Consider the following 18,223-nt stretch of genomic DNA (forward strand, 5'->3'; position numbering starts at 1 on the left):
CATTGTAAATATATATTGTTATTTAATTATGATGAGTTTCTTGACTTTTGAGGTGTAGCTGCTGCCATCGCTCGCCACCTTGACGCGATAGAGATATACGCCGGTGCCCAGAGGGGTGCCGCTATCGGAGGTGAGGTCCCAGCTGACGGTATAGCTGCCCGAGGTAGGTACACCGCTTTCGGAATGGCGCCAGTGCTGTCTGCCCGATGAATCGAACACTTCTACCACCACGTCCATATCGCTCTCTGTGCGGTCGTGACTGATGATGAAGGTAGTGGAGGTCTTGGCCGGATTGGCGGTTACGCCCACATCGAAGAGCGCAGGACTCAGTGCCTTCACCACATTGAAGCGGAGCTTCACCGTAGAACTGTTGTTCTGGATATCCCAGGCTCGGAAGGTGAGTTCGTGCTTGCCCGGTTCCAGTTGCGGTATGCTGTAATAGGTAGAACCGCTGGTATAGGTTCCGAAATCGTAGGTGAAATTGCTGTTCAGCACGTAGGTCTTCGACATATCGCCATCTATCACCAGCTGCAGGTCGTGGCCGATACCGCTTCCGGCAGCATTGATTCCGTCCTTATCGGTTATCTTTGCCACAAAGAACGGAGTGGTGTTGACATTGCCGCCATCTACAAAGGAAGGCGAATTGAGATAACAGTAGATGGAAGGACCGATGGAATCGTTCTTCTGCTCCTCGCTCTCGCCTACCGTAAACTGCTCGCTGGAGCCGTGGGCGGAGAGAGTCTTGGAGGTATTCACCGCATAGAGGTTGACCAGACCGCTCTGGTTGGAATAATTGATATCCAGCGGAACGGCAAAGGAGAAGGCAAACTTGCCGCCTCTTACGCTATCGGTGCCCTGATACAGGGTCTTGGTTCTGTCTTTGTATTCGAAAGCCTTCTCGGCGCCATCCTTGCCGGTATCGTTCAGGCGACAGGTAATCGTCTCCTTGGAATCTCTTACGGTAGCGGTGATGACGCCCCGGAAGTCGTCTGCTCCCTCGATATGACCTGCCATGCGGGCGATAGAGCCTGCCTTGAGCATCGGCAGGGTTGCGGCTCCGGCAACAGGGATGCCGTTGATGGAATCTACTACTATCTGACGCTTAGGCAGATTGAGCGCAAGCGCCGGGTCGCCCAAGAGGGAATAGTTGAGATGGTTCACCGTGACATCGGAGCCGGAAGTTGGTCCGTTGCCGCTCACCAGGTCGTTCTGCGCCAACCGGTGCGCCTCGCCTATCGTGACTGGCTTGCCATCTACCAGACTGAGCACTCTGTGGATGAAGGCACGGTTGATATGTCTGTTATACTGGGCGTAAACGGTACGGGTGGTGCCATAGAAGGCTACTGCGCCACCTTTATCATTGAGCAGCGCTGATTCGCCGATATTGGCTTCGAGTCCGTCGAACGGCATGATATCGCAGGAGGCAGTTACCCAGAGCGACAGGTTGGTATTGCGGAAATTGGTAAAATCGGTGAGTTTCAGAACCGATTCGCTCGACATCTGGGTAGGATCGCCATGTCCGGCATAATCCATGATGAGGGCTCCCGCCGCCTGCTGCTGTTTGATGATTTTAGCAGCCTCAGGATAGGTATTGCCCGAAGAGGAGGTTTCGCGGGTATAGGCATCCCACATCACCTTCTTGACGAGATAGGCGGGATAGGTGGTGAGCACATCATTTGCCACCTCATCGGCATCCTTCATGTGGATGTTTTCGTTTCCGTCATCGCCCATAAACATCAGGGTGTTCTGCCAGGCGCCTACATTGGCATTCTGAGCATAACTGATGGTCTTGTCTACCAGCACCTGGGCTTCTTCTGCATAAGTTACCGGGAAGCGGCCTACGGCTACATCCTGCAGCTCACGGTTAGGATACAGTCCGGCTCCCTCGCCGAGCATACCGAACCAGCTGTCGCTGACGAAGCAGGATACGGCGCTGAAGGAGTTTTCACTCTCAAAGCACAGCAGATAATCGTCAGGATTCAGGATTCTGCAACCGGAGGTAAGCATGCGGTTATCCCATACGCAGTCGCCGAAGAGCAGGAGATATTTCGGCATATCTGCCTCGCTCTGCGCTTTATCGGAAAGCATGCGCAGGTAGCGGCGGTAGGCGTTGGCATCGGGGGTACCGCTAGAAAATTCGTTATAGAGTTCATCGGCAGGCACAATGGTAATGCGCAGTCCGTCGTGCTGTTCATGAAATTCTTTCAGTCGCTGAGCCTGTTTCAGCAGTTTCTGTGAGGTCGGGATGATGATGACCATATCGGCTGCTCCATCGGCATGATGATCCTGGTTGGTGATGCCGTAGACATACTGGGCAGCCGGAATCTTTCCACCGGCGGCAAGGTTGGCTGCGGTAAAGGCACAGCTTCGAGGCTTTTCCCACGTTACGGAGATATAATCGAGGCGGATGGAAGCGCCCGACAAGACCTTGATGGAGATGGTATCCTTATCCTGGAAATCGGAATCGGGATAGGTGACAACCCGCTCTGTAGCCTTGAGGTAAGCAGTTTCCTCCGTAGGATTGTCATTCATGAGAGAAAGGGTGATTTCGCCCAAAGCCTTGCCATTCTTCAGTATCTGAGCCTTGCTGTTTGTGGCGGTAGTCAGGGCTACGGAGAGTTTGCCTATCGCAGAACCGGTGGTATTCGTGATTACCACTTTCTTCTCATCGCCCACCTTCAGTTCTTCTGCATCGAAAAGGTTTCTGCCGCCATGATAGTAGCTGTAACCATCTGACTCATAGAGGGAATGGTAATCGTATGACTGCGGATAATGGGAAGAGACAAAGGTGGCAGAATCCTGCACCAGTGGCTCTCCATCGGTCTGGGTAATAAAATAGTAGCCGTAATCGGAATAAGGATTACGGATGCGCTGGAGGGCGGTTTCTGACTTCCAGGATACCGGACCCTGGGCATAGAAATAATGCTTGCCGCCAACGATGCACTGAGGAACTTCCTGCAAATCGTCGGTAGCCTGCAGTTCGCTCGCCAGAAGGGCTTCGTTCTGCAGATTGCCGCCATAGCCGTAAATCTTCACCTTGCTGATATCGGAGAAGCCTGCCTGGCGCACTACCTGTTCGGTAAGCTGATGGAAACCGGTTTCGCTGACTCTGATCTTCGCCCATCTGCCTGAGGCTAGGACGGAATGGGAGGCATAGAGGGAAGAGGCTGAGCGCAAAGCATCAGAAGAAGTGAAGGCTGATACTTTGCCCTTAGCCAACAGAGAACCTCGACTGGAACGCTCGGAGCGATTCAGAGGACGGGCATCTACCTGGAGCATGAAGCTGACCAGCAGCTGATGGCGGTTATTGCGGAATACGACAGGACAGAAATCTATCTGGAGTACGCCCTGCTTGCGGCATTCGGTAACCCGCTGCTGTGGAAATACCTGCTCAGGAGGAACTGCACCCGACAGGCGGTTGTAATTGGCGATGTCGGAGGCAGTCATATCGATATACTCGCCATATTTCAGGCTGACGGTATATACAGAATCACGATATGCACCGGTCAAAGGAATGGAATACACGAAACGGGGCAACACGGAATCTACTCTGACTTCAGAAGAGGTCAGATTGAAGAATCGCTGTGCCTGAGCAGGAACCACCAGCATGAGCAGGCATGCCAGCAGCATGTATTTCCAAACCTTCGTTGTGTTCATATCGATATATTACTTGCAATATTGTTTATTTACAGTGAAAATCGAGCACCTTCCTGTCTTCGAGATAGCCTACGAGATGGTCGTCGATGTTGACAGGACCGCAGCCTGTAGGACATCCGGTATAGAGCAGGTCGCCCGTCTTGAGCGTGAAGTACTGGCTGATATAGGAGATGATTTCATCTACCTTGTAGAGCATATCGCTCGTGCAGCCTTCCTGTACGGTCTTGTCATTGAGGTCGAGGCGGAAGTGCAGTGCCTGGATATCACGGAACTTCTGGATGTCGACCCATTCGCCAATAACCGCAGAACCGTCGAATCCTTTGGCGAGTTCCCAAGGCTGGCCAGCCTCACGCAGCTTCTTCTGCATCTCGCGTGCCGTAAAATCGATACCTACGGTTACTGCATCGTAATAGCGGTGAGCGAAACGCTGCGGAATGGTCTTTCCCAACTTGGATATTCTGACCACTACTTCGGTTTCATACTCTATTCTTCCCAGATGATCAGGGATGAAGAAAGGCTTGCCGTTATTGAGCAAAGCAGAATCTGCCTTGGTAAAGATGACAGGACGCTCTGGTTTAGATAACGTGCCATGCAGCGATTTATTGTGTTCGGTATAGTTCATACCGATGGCAAATATCTTCATAACATCAAATTTTTATATAAAAAAGAAATGGGAGTTAGAAGCAAAGCGAGGCTTAACTTCATAACTCCCGGTATTCTAATTTAACTATAAGTCAAATTAACGCTTGCTTTTGAGTAATGATTACTCAGCAGCAAGAGTAAAGCGCTGGTAAGCAACGATCTTAAGATCCTTGCTCTGAGAAGCGAGGTACTGAGCAACAGTCTGCTTGTCACCGTCACCGAACTGGAACTCCTGGTCAACGAGGCAGTTCTCCTTGAAGAACTTAGCCAGACGACCATTAGCAATGTTCTGGATCATAGTAGGGTTCAAAGTAGCAGCCTTCTCCTCACCAACAGTCTTCTTGATGTTGCGAGCCTCTTCAGCCTGCTCAGGTGTCAACCAACCCTTCTTGGTGTTGCTCTCGATGTGCTCCTCAGAGTCAACGTGAGCTGGGTTGATGCCAGCCTTCTTCAAAGCTGCGTTAACAGCCTTCTCTACGAGCTCTTCCTTAGTCTTGGCAACAGCAACCTCGAGCTCAGTCTTCTTAGTCTCCTCAGAAACAGAAGACTCGTCGAGCGCTACAGGGCGCATAGCAGCAACCTGCATAGCTACCTTGTGACCAGCCTCCTCGTTGTTCTCGTTGAGCTGAACCATAGTACACAAAGTGTGCTTGTTCATGTGGTCGTAAACCTCGATGTTGTCACCCTCGAGAACACAGTAGCCGTCGAGCTCCATCTTCTCGCCAGTGATACCAGAGCGCTGTGTAACAGCAGCCTGAGCATCAGCATCGCCAACCTTCAAAGTCTTCACCTCGTCGAGAGTGTGAGCCTTGGCAGCGATAGCAGCGTCGAGGATGTCTGATGTCAACTTGATGAAGTCAGCACCATTAGCTACGAAGTCAGTCTCGCACTTGAGAGCGATGATAGCAGCGAAATCGTTAACCTTCTTAACGAGAACGCAACCATTAGAAGTCTCACGGTCAGAACGCTTAGCAGCGATAGCGAGACCACGCTCACGGAGCAACTCCTTTGCCTTATCGAAATCACCTTCAGCCTCTGTGAGTGCCTTCTTAACGTCAGCAAGACCAGCACCAGTCATAGCGCGAAGTTTCTTGATATCTTCAATTGAAACAGCCATAATAATATTTTTATATTAAAAAGTTAATAATAATCTTTGCTTAAAAGCTACTAAAGCCATCGAATCATAAACAGAATCAATGGCTTCAGTATATATTTCTTTGCCTAATTACTCAGCCTCGTCCTTGCGGGCAGCCTTCTTCTTAGGCTGGTCCTTCTGCTCAGCAGCAGCCTTGTCGTCAGCCTTCTCAGCCTTGCGCTCCTCGAGAGCCTCAGCGATAGCACCGCAAACTGCAGTAAGGATAGCATCTACAGAATCCTTAGCATCGTCGTTAGCTGGAATAACGTAATCAACATTCTTAGGATCAGAGTTGGTATCTACGATACCGAACACTGGAATACCAAGACGGTTAGCCTCCTTAACAGCGATGTGCTCCTTCATTACGTCAACAACGAAGAGGGCTACTGGGAGACGGGCCATATCTGCGATAGAACCGAGGTTCTTCTCCAACTTAGCACGCTGGCGGCTTACCTGAAGCAACTCGCGCTTAGAGAGGTTAGAGAATGTACCATCGTTCAACAGACGATCGATGTTTGTCATTTTCTTAACTGCCTTACGGATTGTAGGGAAGTTGGTGAGCATACCACCAGCCCAACGCTCGTTTACGTATGGCATATTGATAGAAGCTGCCTTCTCAGCAACTACGTCCTTAGCTTGTTTTTTAGTAGCGACAAACAGGATCTTTCTACCTGTCTTGGCAATTGTCTTGAGAGCCTCAGCAGCCTCGTCGATCTTAGCGACAGTCTTGTTGAGGTCGATAATATGAATACCGTTACGCTCCATGAAGATGTAAGGAGCCATTGCTGGATTCCACTTGCGACGGAGGTGTCCGAAGTGGCAACCTGCCTGAAGTAACTGGTCAAAATTTGTTCTTGACATTGTTTTTTCTTTTTTAATTGTGTTTACTTTCTTTTTGAATCTAATGTTAGATCAGTCGATGAGTAGTCCCCGATTAATGGAATCTCACCGATTTAGATACTAAACTTTTTAGCTCAGCTATATATAATCTGTATATATATAATAAAATATGTATAAGATTAACGCTTGCTGAACTGGAAGCGACGACGAGCCTTTGGCTGACCTGGCTTCTTACGCTCAACAGCACGTGAGTCACGTGTCATGAAGCCTGCATCCTTCAAAGCCTTCTTATCGTTAGCGTCGATCTTAACGAGCGCACGAGCGATAGCGAGGCGGAGAGCCTGGCTCTGACCGGTGAAACCACCACCGTCGAGGTTTGCCTTAATATCATACTTACCCTCAGCTTCGAGCAACTGCAATGGCTGCTTTACTACATAGCGAAGGATTGCTGATGGGAAATATGTCTCAATATCTTTCTTGTTGATTGTGATCTTACCGGTACCCTCTGTGAGGTATACACGAGCTACAGCGCTCTTACGGCGACCAATTGCATTAATTACTTCCATTCTACCTTAATTATTTATACTGGTTAATATCAATAGCCTTTGGCTGCTGTGCCTCGTGCTTGTGCTCTGTGCCATCGTAAATGAAGAGGTTGTCCATCAAAGAACGACCGAGAGGGCCCTTTGGCAACATACCCTTGATAGCGTGACGGAGGATCTTGTCCATTCCATCAGGACGCTTGCGCAACTCTGCTGGAGTGTTGAAGCGCTGACCACCTGGATAACCAGTGTAACGAGTGTAAACCTTATCAGTTTCCTTCTTACCAGTGAAAACTACCTTAGCGGCATTGATAATGATTACGTTGTCACCACAATCTACGTGTGGAGTGAAAGTTGGCTTGTACTTTCCGCGGAGCAATTTAGCAACCTTAGAGCAGAGGCGACCTACAACCTGGTCGGTAGCGTCGATTACGACCCACTCTTTCTTAGCTGTTTCCTTGTTTACGGAAATAGTCTTGTAACTTAATGTGTCCATTTTAAAATTTAAATTTACTACTAAAAAACGTTTTTAATCTTTTTTACTCACTATTCAGACAGGTGATTCACTAACCACATACCCCGGCCACAGGGCATGCTATTAACACACCATATCTTGGGGACTCTAAGCGTATCCCCGAAATAATCGGACTGCAAAATTACACATTTTTATTTGATTATGTGTAGGTTACGAGTTTTAACCCCAAACTTTTATGAATATTTAACTTAGTTTGCACTTTTCTGCTCAGGATAAGCAAAAAAGAGTGCATTGTTAACGGCAATGCACTCTTTTTTATTATATCAATTCCTTATCCAGGAAATATTATCTGATGAACAGCAGTTCACGATACTTTGGCAATGTCCAAAGTTCATCGGCTACGAGAAGCTCGAGCTTGTCTATCTGATAACGGATTTCCTCCATCTTTGGAGCTACCGTGTCGTGATATGCTACTGCCTTCTCGCGCTCACTCTCTATCTTGTTGGCTACCTTGCGGGCATCTACCAATGCCTCTACACCACGCTCTATTGCCTCGGTGCGCTCGGCTATCTCACGGATAATCTTCACGTTGCGGGCGGTCAGTTTCTTGCCTTCCTCGCCACCGAAGATGTGAATCATACCCTCTACGTTCTTTGCCAGACGGCTCTGATAGTGGGTTGCCACAGGGATGATGTGGTTCATGGTCAGGTCGCCCATCACACGAGCCTCTATCTGAATCTTCTTGGTATAAGTCTCCCACTTCACCTCATTACGCGCCTTCAACTCGCTCTCGCTCATCACGTTGGTCTTGGCAAACATCTCGATGCTCTCCTTGTCCAGATAACGGTCGAAGACTACCGGGCAGGATGCCTCGCAGTCCAAGCCACGCTTCTGGGCCTCTTCCTTCCACTCATCAGAATAGCCGTTGCCATCGAAGCGGATAGGCTTGCAGGTCTTAATGTCCTCGCGTACAATATCTATAATAGCCGATGTCTGGTCCTCGCCCTTTGCTATCAAGGCATCTACACGAGTCTTGAAATTTTCGAGAGCCTCAGCTACGGCAGCATTCAGTACGATGAGAGATGACGCACAGTTGGCCTCTGAACCTACGGCACGGAACTCGAAACGGTTTCCGGTGAAGGCGAATGGAGAGGTACGGTTGCGGTCGGTATTATCAATCATCAGCTCCGGAATCTCAGGTATATCCAGCTCCATACCCTTCTTGCCAGCCAGGGCGAAGAGTTCTTCCTTATCTGCCTTCTCGATATGGTCGAGCAGGTCGGTGAGCTGCTTGCCGAGGAATGAAGAGATGATGGCTGGTGGTGCCTCGTTGGCTCCCAGACGGTGCGCATTGGTAGCACTCATGATAGAAGCCTTCAGCAGTCCATTGTGCTTGTAAACGCCCATCAGGGTCTCTACGATGAAGACTACGAAGCGGAGATTGTCCTCCGGTGTCTTGCCTGCTGCATGGAGCAGTACGCCGGTATCGGTGCAGAGACTCCAGTTGTTGTGCTTGCCCGAACCATTCACACCAGCGAATGGCTTCTCGTGAAGGAGCACACGGAAACCGTGCTTGTGAGCCACACGCTTCATCAGACTCATCAGGAGCATATTATGGTCTACGGCAAGATTGCACTCCTCATAGATAGGTGCCAGCTCAAACTGGTTTGGTGCCACCTCGTTATGACGGGTCTTGCAAGGGATGCCGAGTTCGAGCGCCTGGATTTCAAGATCCTTCATGAAAGCCTGCACACGCTCAGGGATTGTTCCGAAATAGTGGTCGTCCATCTGCTGGTTCTTCGCAGAGTCGTGTCCCATCAGGGTGCGGCCTGTGAGCATCAGGTCAGGGCGAGCCGAATAGAGACTCTCATCTACCAGGAAGTACTCCTGCTCCCATCCGAGATTGGTCTGCACCTTCTTCACCTGAGGGTAAAAATAGTGGCACACCTCGGTAGCCGCCTCACTCAGAGTATGGAGCGAGCGGAGCAATGGAGCCTTGTAGTCCAAAGCCTCACCGGTATAAGATATAAAGATGGTAGGGATACAGAGGGTATCGTCGATGATGAACACAGGCGATGTAGGATCCCATGCAGAATAGCCACGAGCCTCGAAGGTGTTGCGGATACCGCCGTTAGGGAATGAGCTGGCATCAGGTTCCTGCTGGACAAGCAATTTGCCAGAGAATTCCTCAATCATACCACCCTTTCCGTCATGCTCCACGAAGGCATCATGCTTCTCGGCAGTACCTTCTGTCAATGGCTGGAACCAGTGAGTATAATGTGTTACCCCGTTTTCCTCAGCCCAGAGCTTCATGCCGGCAGCCACGGCATCAGCGATGGAACGGTCCAGACGAGTACCGTTATCTATCACATCGATGAGTTTCTCATACACATCAGATGGCAGATACTTGTACATCTTCTGGCGGTTGAATACATACTTGGCGAAGTACTCCGAAGGGCGCACCTTAGGAGCCTCTACCTCTACAGGTCTTTTCTTAAAGGCCTCGGCTACAACCTCAAATCTCAAATTAGCCATTCTTTCTTTTATTATTAATTATAAGTTTGCGGGTGCAAAGTTACGAAAAAATGAGCAAATTGCTAGCGTTTGAGCGTATTTTTTATGCAAAATTCAAACTTTTCTTATACATAAAGTGCCTTTTTCCTACATGGCGACGTAATCTTTCCTACGTCCTGACACTGAAACTCCTGCGTCGCCATGTAATTTCAAGGGCATTAGAAGAGAAAAAATCCCTTGCAACCACTAGAGTCGCAAGGGATTCACATTATCCACTTATCTATTTGTACCTTAAGGATTTATTGAAGATTGGAGGTCGGCAATTAGAAACGGTATACAACAAAGCTGTTTGGCTTCATCTTCACGTTCAACACATTGCCCTGAACCTGTGCATCTGATACTACAGGAACAACCACATTTTTATTGTCTATCTTGTTTTCTGCCTGAATATCGTCGGCATGGAGAACGGTTACCCTACCTGGGTTCAACTTCTTGATACCATTAAAGGTTACGTTGATTTCCTTTGCCTCGTTAGAGGTGTTGGCAATCTTTACGATGTAGCTCTTGGAAGCCTTGTCGAAACAAGCGGTGGCATAGAGACCGTTCTCGCCTGCTACAGACTTGCCGTTCTCGGTAAGTTTCAACACATTGGTACCCTTGTTCTCGCCGTAGAGCTGCTGAACATAGTAGTTGGCAGAACGGACAGAGCTGAGGTTATCGAACCAGATGAGGTCCGGACGCCACTGCCATCCCTCTACATGAGCGAAGAGAGGTGCATAGGTAGCCTGATAAACCACATCAGCATTACGCTCCAAACCGGTCATGAAAGCTGCCTCAGAAAGGGCTGCCTCCCAAGAGTTTGGATTATTCTCGGCATGAGCAGCATACTCACCGGCAAAGACCTTAGGACCCTTGCGGTCGTACTTGTCGTAACGGCTGGCATTGCTGCGGAACCATTCCGGACTCTTGTAGTAGTGCTCATCCACCATGTCTACGCCCAACTTGCGCATCTGCTTCCAACCATAGTCGAAATCCTTTCCATCAGCAGATGGACCAGATGAACCGCAGATCTTGATCTTTGGATACTTGGTATGAATCTGCTCCATGAACTTCTGCAGACGCTCAGGATACATAGGACCCCACTGCTCGTTACCGATACCAATCTGCTTCAGATTGAATGGAGCTGGATGACCCATATCGGCACGGAGCTTACCCCACTTAGAAGTGACAGGACCATTGGCAAACTCGATGAGGTCGAGTGCATCATCGATATAGCTCTGGAGATCCTTGACTGCTACATGTGCATTAGGATCCTTATCATCGTTCTGATACTGGCAAGCCAGACCTACAGAGAGAATAGGCAATGGCTCAGCACCAATCTTCTCTGAAAGGAGGAAATACTCATAGAAGCCCAAGCCCAATGACTGATAATAGTTAGGGAAAAGACGATGTGGGAAGGTATCTCTCCAGCGGTTCTCGTTCAGAGGACGGTTCTCAGGAGCACCCACGGAGTTCTTCCACTCATAACGGGTATCGAGGTCGGTTCCCTCTACGATACATCCGCCAGGGAAACGGAAGATGCCTGGCTTCAAATCAGCCAAATCCTGTACGAGGTCGGCACGGAGACCATTCCAGTTGTCCTCAGGGAAGAGAGAGATATGGTCGAGATCTACGCTCTCAGAACCCTTCTCCAGATAAACACGCATCAAACCCTTGGCATCGGTCTGAGGAGAAGTAAGGGTAGCAGTAAGCTTCTGCCATTTATTATTGGTGATGTTGATGACCTGCTTGGCAATCACATCATTCTTTGAATTGACGAGTTCTACGCGAATCTTGCCCTGCTTGCCATCGATGAGATGAAGACGGCCATATACGGTGAAATCGTACTTCATATCCTTCTTCAAGCCCATGCCGAAGAAGCCACGGTTCTCAAGACCAGTCTGTTTCTCACGTGCACCTGCGCTCTCAAGTGTTACATAATGAGGATTGCGGTCGAAGGCAGGTTTTACGTCGCTGAGGGTTACATTTCCAAATGTATTCCATCCCATCAGGCGCTGTGGGAATTCGAAGGAACGGTTCTCTACCATCTCTGCATAGAGTCCACCATCGGCACCGAAGTTGATATCCTCGAAAAAGATACCATACATGGTAGGCTGGATTTCTGCTCCAGGCTTGTTAGCCTGAACAGTAAACTGATGCTGTGCGAAAGCTCCGAGTGAAGACATCGCCAGCAATGCTGCTGCGAAAAATTTTGCTTTTCTCATATTGTTCGTTATTTTTATTTTTTAGGTCTGTACTTACACCTTGTTAAATATAGGTGGTGCAGTAATTTGCTGCAAAGATTACACAAACGAGCGCAATGAAAGCTTGCTTTCAAATTGCCGAGTGCAGTAAATCTTCTGCAAAGATAAAAAAATCCACCCCGAATGAGGTGGATTTTCTGTTTAAATATATTGGATTTTCGTATAAATCCCTGCTTTTCTACTATTTATCTAATGGAATGAGCACGAAAGTAAAGTTCTTATCGCCATAATGGAGGCGATATTTCTCCAAAGGCCATGCACCCCAAGAGTTCTCACCAGCCACCCCAGAATGCTCTGCATCGAGGAAGAGATTGGTGAATTTTGACTTCTTCAGGTTGAAACTGTGGCGCTGATCCTTGTCATCACCATCATCCAGTTCTTCTGTGTCGAAGTGGATGGCGGAAGCATAGAATGGCTTGCAGCTCTTCACCTTGAATCCGAAGCCGGAAACATCGGTCTGGTTCCACCAGCGCATATCGCCCTTGGTTCCACTCTCCTGTGGACGGATGTATGGGAAGTACTGGTTGTCGGCATCATCGCTGTAGATTCCGATGCGCATGCAGTCCTCACGGTCAGAATAGTTCTCGATAGGACCACGGCCGTAATACTGGCTCTTGTCCATATCGTATGGCAACTGCATCAACATACCGAAACGGAACAGATCGCTGACCTTGGCATCATCAGAAGCATCAAACTCCTGGGTTACCTTCATAGCACCGGTGTTAGGCATGATGAGATAATCGATTTCTAGCTCACCCTTCACCTCTGGCATCTCATAGGTTGCACAGATGCTGATGGTGTTTGCCTTCTTATCCTTTTCAACAGCTACACCCTTCAGGTTCATGACAGGGTTCTTCCAAACCTGGAACTTCTTCTGCAGGCCGGCACCGAAATCATTATCGGTAGGAGCACGCCAGAAGTTTGGCTTCAGGGTACCGCCCTCGCCGAGGAGCGACTTGCCACGATAGGTATATTCAGAGATGAGACCGGTTGTGCGGTTCACTCTCACAGTCAGATCAGGAGTAGTGACGGTGATATCCTGCTCGCCCTTCTTGTCGATGAGCTTAGCCTTCACCTTCTTGCCATTCTGAGCCTTAGCCATGTTGTCTGCACAATGACCGCAGCACTTCTTCTCCTTCACTGCCAGCTGGGCATAAGCCACAATCTGACCAGCCTCCATCAGAGGTTCAGCCTTCTTCAGACGGAAGTCGATGCTGAGGAATACCTCCTTGCCCTTTACCTTAGAAAGGTCGTAAGGGATGGTGAAGTTCCTAGTCTGCTGGGCAGCCACTTCGATATCAGCAATAGTACCGTTCTGAGTCTCCACACCATCCTCTATGAGGCTCCATGCCAAGGCATAGTTGCTCAAATCGCGGAAGAAGTTCTCATTGTATACACTTACTTCGCCCTTCTCTGCATTCACCATCTTAGCCCAGATGTTCTGATACTGGTAGGCTACCTCGTAGGCATGAGGATTGAGCTGACGGTCAGGACCGATGATACCATTGCAGTTGAAGTTGTTGTCGCTAGGGTCGTAATTGTTATAATCACCACCGTAGCAATATTCTATCTTGCGGAGCTCTTCATTGCTCATCTTCTCAGGATTCTTGATGGTCATCGGCTTCAATACCTTGCGGTGCAAGCCCTGGTCAACGAAATCCCAGTCAAAACCACCCTGGAGGATAGGATACTTGCGAATCAGATTCCAGTAATCGCTCAGGTTACCGCCAGAGTTACCCATGGTGTGGTTGTACTCACACTGGATGAGTGGCATCGGACTGTTAGGATCCTTGGCATACTTCTCGGAAGCAGCTACAGGATAGTACATAGGGCAGAAGATATCTGTGCCCTCGCCACGATGAGCCTGCTCATACTGAACAGGGCGGGTCTTGTCCTGCTCCTTGATCCACTTGTAAGCCTTGAGGAAGTTGTCGCCCATCACGGTCTCGTTACCCATGCTCCATGTTACGACACTAGGATGATTGAAGTACATGGAAACATTGTGCTGGTTGCGCTCCATAATCTGCTTGGCAAACATCGGTTTCTTGGCAGCAGCATCATCGCCATACAGGAAACCGTGACTCTCCTGGTTAGCCTCGGCAACCACATAGATACCATACTCATCGCAGAGTTCGTACCAGCGTGGATCATCAGGATAGTGGCAGGTGCGGACTGCGTTGATATTCAGGCGCTTCATAATCTTGATGTCCTGAATCATGCGCTCCATGCTCAATACGTAACCTCCGTCTGGGTCAATCTCATGACGGTTGGCACCCTTGATAAGCACAGGCTGACCATTGACAAGGAACTGCTTGTTCTTGATTTCCACCTTGCGGAAACCTACCTTGACAGGAGTCATGCTATCCGCATTCATAGCGTCCTTCTTCTGAGCACCCATCAGGGAAACCTGCAGGGTATATAAATAAGGTGTCTCAGCACTCCACTTGTGTGGATTCTCTACGTTCATCGTAATGTTGGCTGTTCCATTCTTTGCCAATCCTGTAGCTGTAGCCACCTGCTTGCCCTCTTTGTCGAAGAGGATGAAGTTCAGCTTGCCTGTTCCCTTTACCTTAGCAGAGATATTAAGCACACCATTCTTGTAGTTGTTTACAAGGTCAGGAGTAACACGGATATCCTCCAAATGCAACTTGGCATCGCGGGCAAAGAGATAGCTTTCACGAGCCACACCACTCAAGCGCCAGAAGTCCTGATCCTCATCCCAGGAACCATCGCACCAGCGGAAGGTCTGGAAGGCAATCAGATTCTTGCCCTTCTTCAGATAAGGAGTGATGTCAAACTCGGCAGCTACCTTGCTATCCTCTGCATATCCGGCAAACTTGCCGTTTACATAAAGATAGATGTTGGAAGTAACGCTACCGAAATGGGCTACAACCTGCTTGCCATCCCAGTTGGCAGGGATGTCGATGATGCGACGGTAAGAACCAACATGGTTATCCTTGGTAGGAACTGCTGGTGGCTGCTGGTCGAAATGGCCGCGCCAGCCGAAGCCTACGTTCACATACTCCGGATCACCGAATCCGTTCATCTCCCAGTTGCCTGGAACATTCATGGTCTTCCATTTGGAGTCATCCAGATCTTCCTTGTAGAAATCGGTAGGACGCTGGTCGGCATTAGCCACCCAGTTGAACTTCCAGGTTCCGTCGAGCGAAAGGAAATACTTGCTCTCCGTCTTGTTCATGTGCAGGATATCCTTGCTCACGATTTTACCATCCTTCTCCGAAACCCAGTCATCTGCCGGATAGGTGAAGAAATTGGTGTGCAACGGAAAACGATTGATGGCATTCACCTGAAGGTCGTGCCATTCTGTGTAAGTTGGCTGCTGGATGGTCGTCTTATTCAACGACTTAATGGCAGCCTTCGGTTTGGTTGCACCAAAGGTTGCCATTGCTAATCCTGCCAAACTTAATGTAACGAACAGTCTTTGTTTCATGTTTGTCAGTTGTTATTAATACTATTTTAAATTGATATATACCTTAAATATATAGGGTTCACCTACACCTTATTATATATAGGCATCTTACTTGATGGCAAGATACTTATCATATTCGCAGGCTGTAAGAAGCACAGCGCCTACACCGAAGTTAGCCTGAGAGTTGGCATCTACGGTCTGACCAGGGATGGCTCTTTCACCGATAGGCTGAACATAACCCACCTTGCCATCTGCCTGAACGGCAGTCTCTGTAAGATAAGTCCAGGCACGGTCGATGACCTTCTTGTACTCCTTCTTGTTGAGATAACCATTGTTGACACCCCAAAGCATACCGTAGGTGAAGAAGGCAGTACCGCTGGTCTCAGGACCTGGAGCATGTTCTGGGTCCATCATCGAACGGGTCCAGTAACCTTCAGGCTGCTGGATTTCAGCCACAGCCTTAGCCAACTTCTGGAACTTATCTACGAAGAACTGATAGTGCTTGTAGTCCTTTGGCATATCCTGGAGCACCTTAGCCAAACCTGCGAGAACCCAGCCATCACCACGAGCCCAGAAGTCTTTCTTTCCGTTGGCACTCTTGTGCTTTGGATAAACGTACTTGCCGTCACGGAAATAGAGATTGGTCTCCTTGTCGAGCATAATCTCATCGGTTGTGAGGAGATTATCGTAGAGTTTGTCGAGATACTTGATATCACCGGTCAACTTATACATTTTGGTCATCACAGGCATCACCATATAGAGGGCATCGCTCCACCACCAGTAGTCTGTTGGCTGGGAGTAAGCCTCATAATGCATTACTTCCTTGGCACGCTTCACCATATATTCAGATGCAGCGGCATTGCCCTTGGCTGCCTCGATGTTGTAGAGGTCGATGTAAGTCTGGAAGCAGATCTGCCAGTCACCGAAGAGAACATGATCTTTTCCCTCGCCGTATGGTTTGTACTTCCACTTGGCTGGATTAGCCTCTGTAGCACCGGTCCAGTCGTTGTGTTCTGCCCAACGGATAGAATAGTCGAGCATCTTCTGGTCCTTGAGCATCTTATATACCTCCATATTGCCGGTATGATAAGCGGCATTATCCCAGAAGGCACGAACCTCAGGTTTGTTGTTAGCCTGCCAGTAGTTATTCACCTTGGTGATGAGTACCACCACCTGCTCGTGGTCCCATTTTTTGGAAGCCTTCACTTCCTTCTTATTCTGTTTCTTGACCTTAGCGGTCTTCTTGGCTGGCTGTGCTGCATTCAAAGGCAAAGCCAAGGCTGCAGCCGCCAACATCATCAATATCCTATTCATTGTGTTGAGTGTTGAATGTTGAGTGTTGAATTTTTAGTGTTCAAAACATACGATTACCACTTGTCCTTGGTAACAATATCGTCCTTCCAGTGATGATCCTTAGGGAACTGCTGGTTGTTCCATGCCTTCACCTGAGTCCAAGGCTGTGCTGCGTCGGTCCAGAAAGGATGGTCGGCAGGCAAACCGAGAGGCATGAAGGCGAGGGTTGTCATATAGAGCGAACCGTTGTTGGTATACCAGTCGGCAACGTCCTTCTGACTGTTTCCGCAGAAACCGATAGAGAGATAACCCTTCTCATTGAAATTGTTCTGCTGGTCGAACATACGATGGAGCACCTTGGTAAGCGCTGCGCGAACCTGACCGTTGCTCAAATCCTTAGGCAGCGTCTGGTACCATGCCATCAGGGCAAGCGGCTGCATGGTAGCCATGCGGTAAGGAATACTTCTTCCGAAAGCTGGGAAGGTTCCCTCAGGAGAGATGAATCTTTCGAGAATGATGCTGTACTTCTGGCAGCGCTTCAACTCTCTGTTATAGTACTTCTGATAGTCGAGACGGGAATTGACCTTGGCATCTACCATCGCCTGGAGAGTTTCCAGATACATAGGATGGAACACGTAGCTGCTGTAGTAATCGAATGCGAACGAAGGACCGTCAGCATACCAGCCATCACCTACATACCACTCCTCTACCTTGCGGCAGGCAGAATTGACGCGATATTCATCAAAATCGCCACCAGCCTTTGCCATGAAACTCTCGATGGTTGAAGAGAAGAGCAACCAGTTGGTATAAGGAGGGTCGATGTGGCGAAGCTTGGCAAACTCCTTCAGGTATCGCTGCTTGATCACCTCGTCGAGAGGCTTCCAGAGCGTATCGTAAGCACGGAGGAAACTCTCAGCTATATAAGCTGCATCTACCAGATTCTGACCACCGATGCCCCAGCAGAGATAGTCAGGACTCTGAGGATCTACGGCATTCTTGTAGGAAGCCAACGCCCATTCACGCAACTGCTTGCGCTGCTTGCCCTCAGCAGTAGCATCATCAGGAAGGGTGAGCCAGGGAGCCACACCTGCCATCAATCTACCGAAACACTCCATATAGAGCACCTTCTTGTTGCGGTTGTCAAAGCTAGGACTGAACTCAGTCTGCATATTCTTCTGTAACTCACCTTTAGCCATGTTTTCCAAAACAGGCTGTGCCATCTTGTAGGCAAGCGAGCACCAATATTGGCGGTCGCTCTGCTGAACAGTCTTCTTGGCAGAAATTCCCATAAAAGGAACCAACGCCAAGACGAGAGTCATCATGATACTTTTAAATATATAATTCATAGATAGTCGTAAATTTGTTTGCTGTTATTGATAATTGTAAGTTGAG

At 48.9% G+C, this 18,223-nt stretch carries 11 protein-coding genes; all 11 read right to left on the reverse strand.

Going from position 1 to position 18,223, the window contains the following annotated elements; genetic code table 11:
- Nucleotides 1-18 precede the first annotated feature (18 nt).
- The gene (gene porU / locus F7D47_RS08330) at nucleotides 19-3,657 is read right to left on the reverse strand and encodes a type IX secretion system sortase PorU (protein WP_153086205.1); all 3,639 of its coding nucleotides are present in this window, start codon (nucleotides 3,655-3,657) and stop codon (nucleotides 19-21) included.
- Between the two features lie 25 nt (nucleotides 3,658-3,682).
- The gene (locus F7D47_RS08335) at nucleotides 3,683-4,300 is read right to left on the reverse strand and encodes a fumarylacetoacetate hydrolase family protein (RefSeq protein ID WP_022120436.1); all 618 of its coding nucleotides are present in this window, start codon (nucleotides 4,298-4,300) and stop codon (nucleotides 3,683-3,685) included.
- A gap of 120 nt (nucleotides 4,301-4,420) precedes the next feature.
- The gene (gene tsf / locus F7D47_RS08340) at nucleotides 4,421-5,416 is read right to left on the reverse strand and encodes a translation elongation factor Ts (RefSeq protein ID WP_006848004.1); all 996 of its coding nucleotides are present in this window, start codon (nucleotides 5,414-5,416) and stop codon (nucleotides 4,421-4,423) included.
- Nucleotides 5,417-5,524: 108 nt separating this feature from the next.
- Nucleotides 5,525-6,295 (reverse strand): 30S ribosomal protein S2, encoded by a 771-nt coding sequence (gene rpsB, locus F7D47_RS08345; RefSeq protein WP_022120437.1) that lies wholly within the window; start codon nucleotides 6,293-6,295, stop codon nucleotides 5,525-5,527.
- A 158-nt stretch (nucleotides 6,296-6,453) separates the two neighbouring features.
- Nucleotides 6,454-6,840, reverse strand: coding sequence for a 30S ribosomal protein S9 (rpsI, locus tag F7D47_RS08350; RefSeq protein WP_006848006.1), 387 nt, complete (start codon nucleotides 6,838-6,840; stop codon nucleotides 6,454-6,456).
- A gap of 10 nt (nucleotides 6,841-6,850) precedes the next feature.
- Nucleotides 6,851-7,312, reverse strand: coding sequence for a 50S ribosomal protein L13 (gene rplM, locus F7D47_RS08355; RefSeq protein ID WP_006848007.1), 462 nt, complete (start codon nucleotides 7,310-7,312; stop codon nucleotides 6,851-6,853).
- A 324-nt stretch (nucleotides 7,313-7,636) separates the two neighbouring features.
- The gene (locus F7D47_RS08360) at nucleotides 7,637-9,826 is read right to left on the reverse strand and encodes a glutamine synthetase III family protein (protein WP_153086206.1); all 2,190 of its coding nucleotides are present in this window, start codon (nucleotides 9,824-9,826) and stop codon (nucleotides 7,637-7,639) included.
- A gap of 302 nt (nucleotides 9,827-10,128) precedes the next feature.
- Nucleotides 10,129-12,069, reverse strand: a complete 1,941-nt coding sequence (locus tag F7D47_RS08365; RefSeq protein WP_153086207.1) for an alpha-L-arabinofuranosidase C-terminal domain-containing protein — start codon at nucleotides 12,067-12,069, stop codon at nucleotides 10,129-10,131.
- Nucleotides 12,070-12,289: 220 nt separating this feature from the next.
- Nucleotides 12,290-15,559, reverse strand: a complete 3,270-nt coding sequence (locus F7D47_RS08370; RefSeq protein WP_153086208.1) for a glycoside hydrolase family 2 TIM barrel-domain containing protein — start codon at nucleotides 15,557-15,559, stop codon at nucleotides 12,290-12,292.
- 87 nt (nucleotides 15,560-15,646) lie between these two features.
- Nucleotides 15,647-16,852, reverse strand: a complete 1,206-nt coding sequence (locus F7D47_RS08375) for a glycoside hydrolase family 88/105 protein (protein WP_153086209.1) — start codon at nucleotides 16,850-16,852, stop codon at nucleotides 15,647-15,649.
- Between the two features lie 53 nt (nucleotides 16,853-16,905).
- A complete protein-coding gene (locus tag F7D47_RS08380) occupies nucleotides 16,906-18,177 on the reverse strand; it encodes a DUF2264 domain-containing protein (protein WP_153086210.1) in 1,272 nt (423 codons plus the stop codon).
- Between the last annotated feature and the right edge of the window lie 46 nt (nucleotides 18,178-18,223).

This window comes from Segatella copri (assembly GCF_009494835.1).
In the GTDB taxonomy this organism is placed as follows: Bacteria; Bacteroidota; Bacteroidia; order Bacteroidales; family Bacteroidaceae; genus Prevotella; species Prevotella copri_F.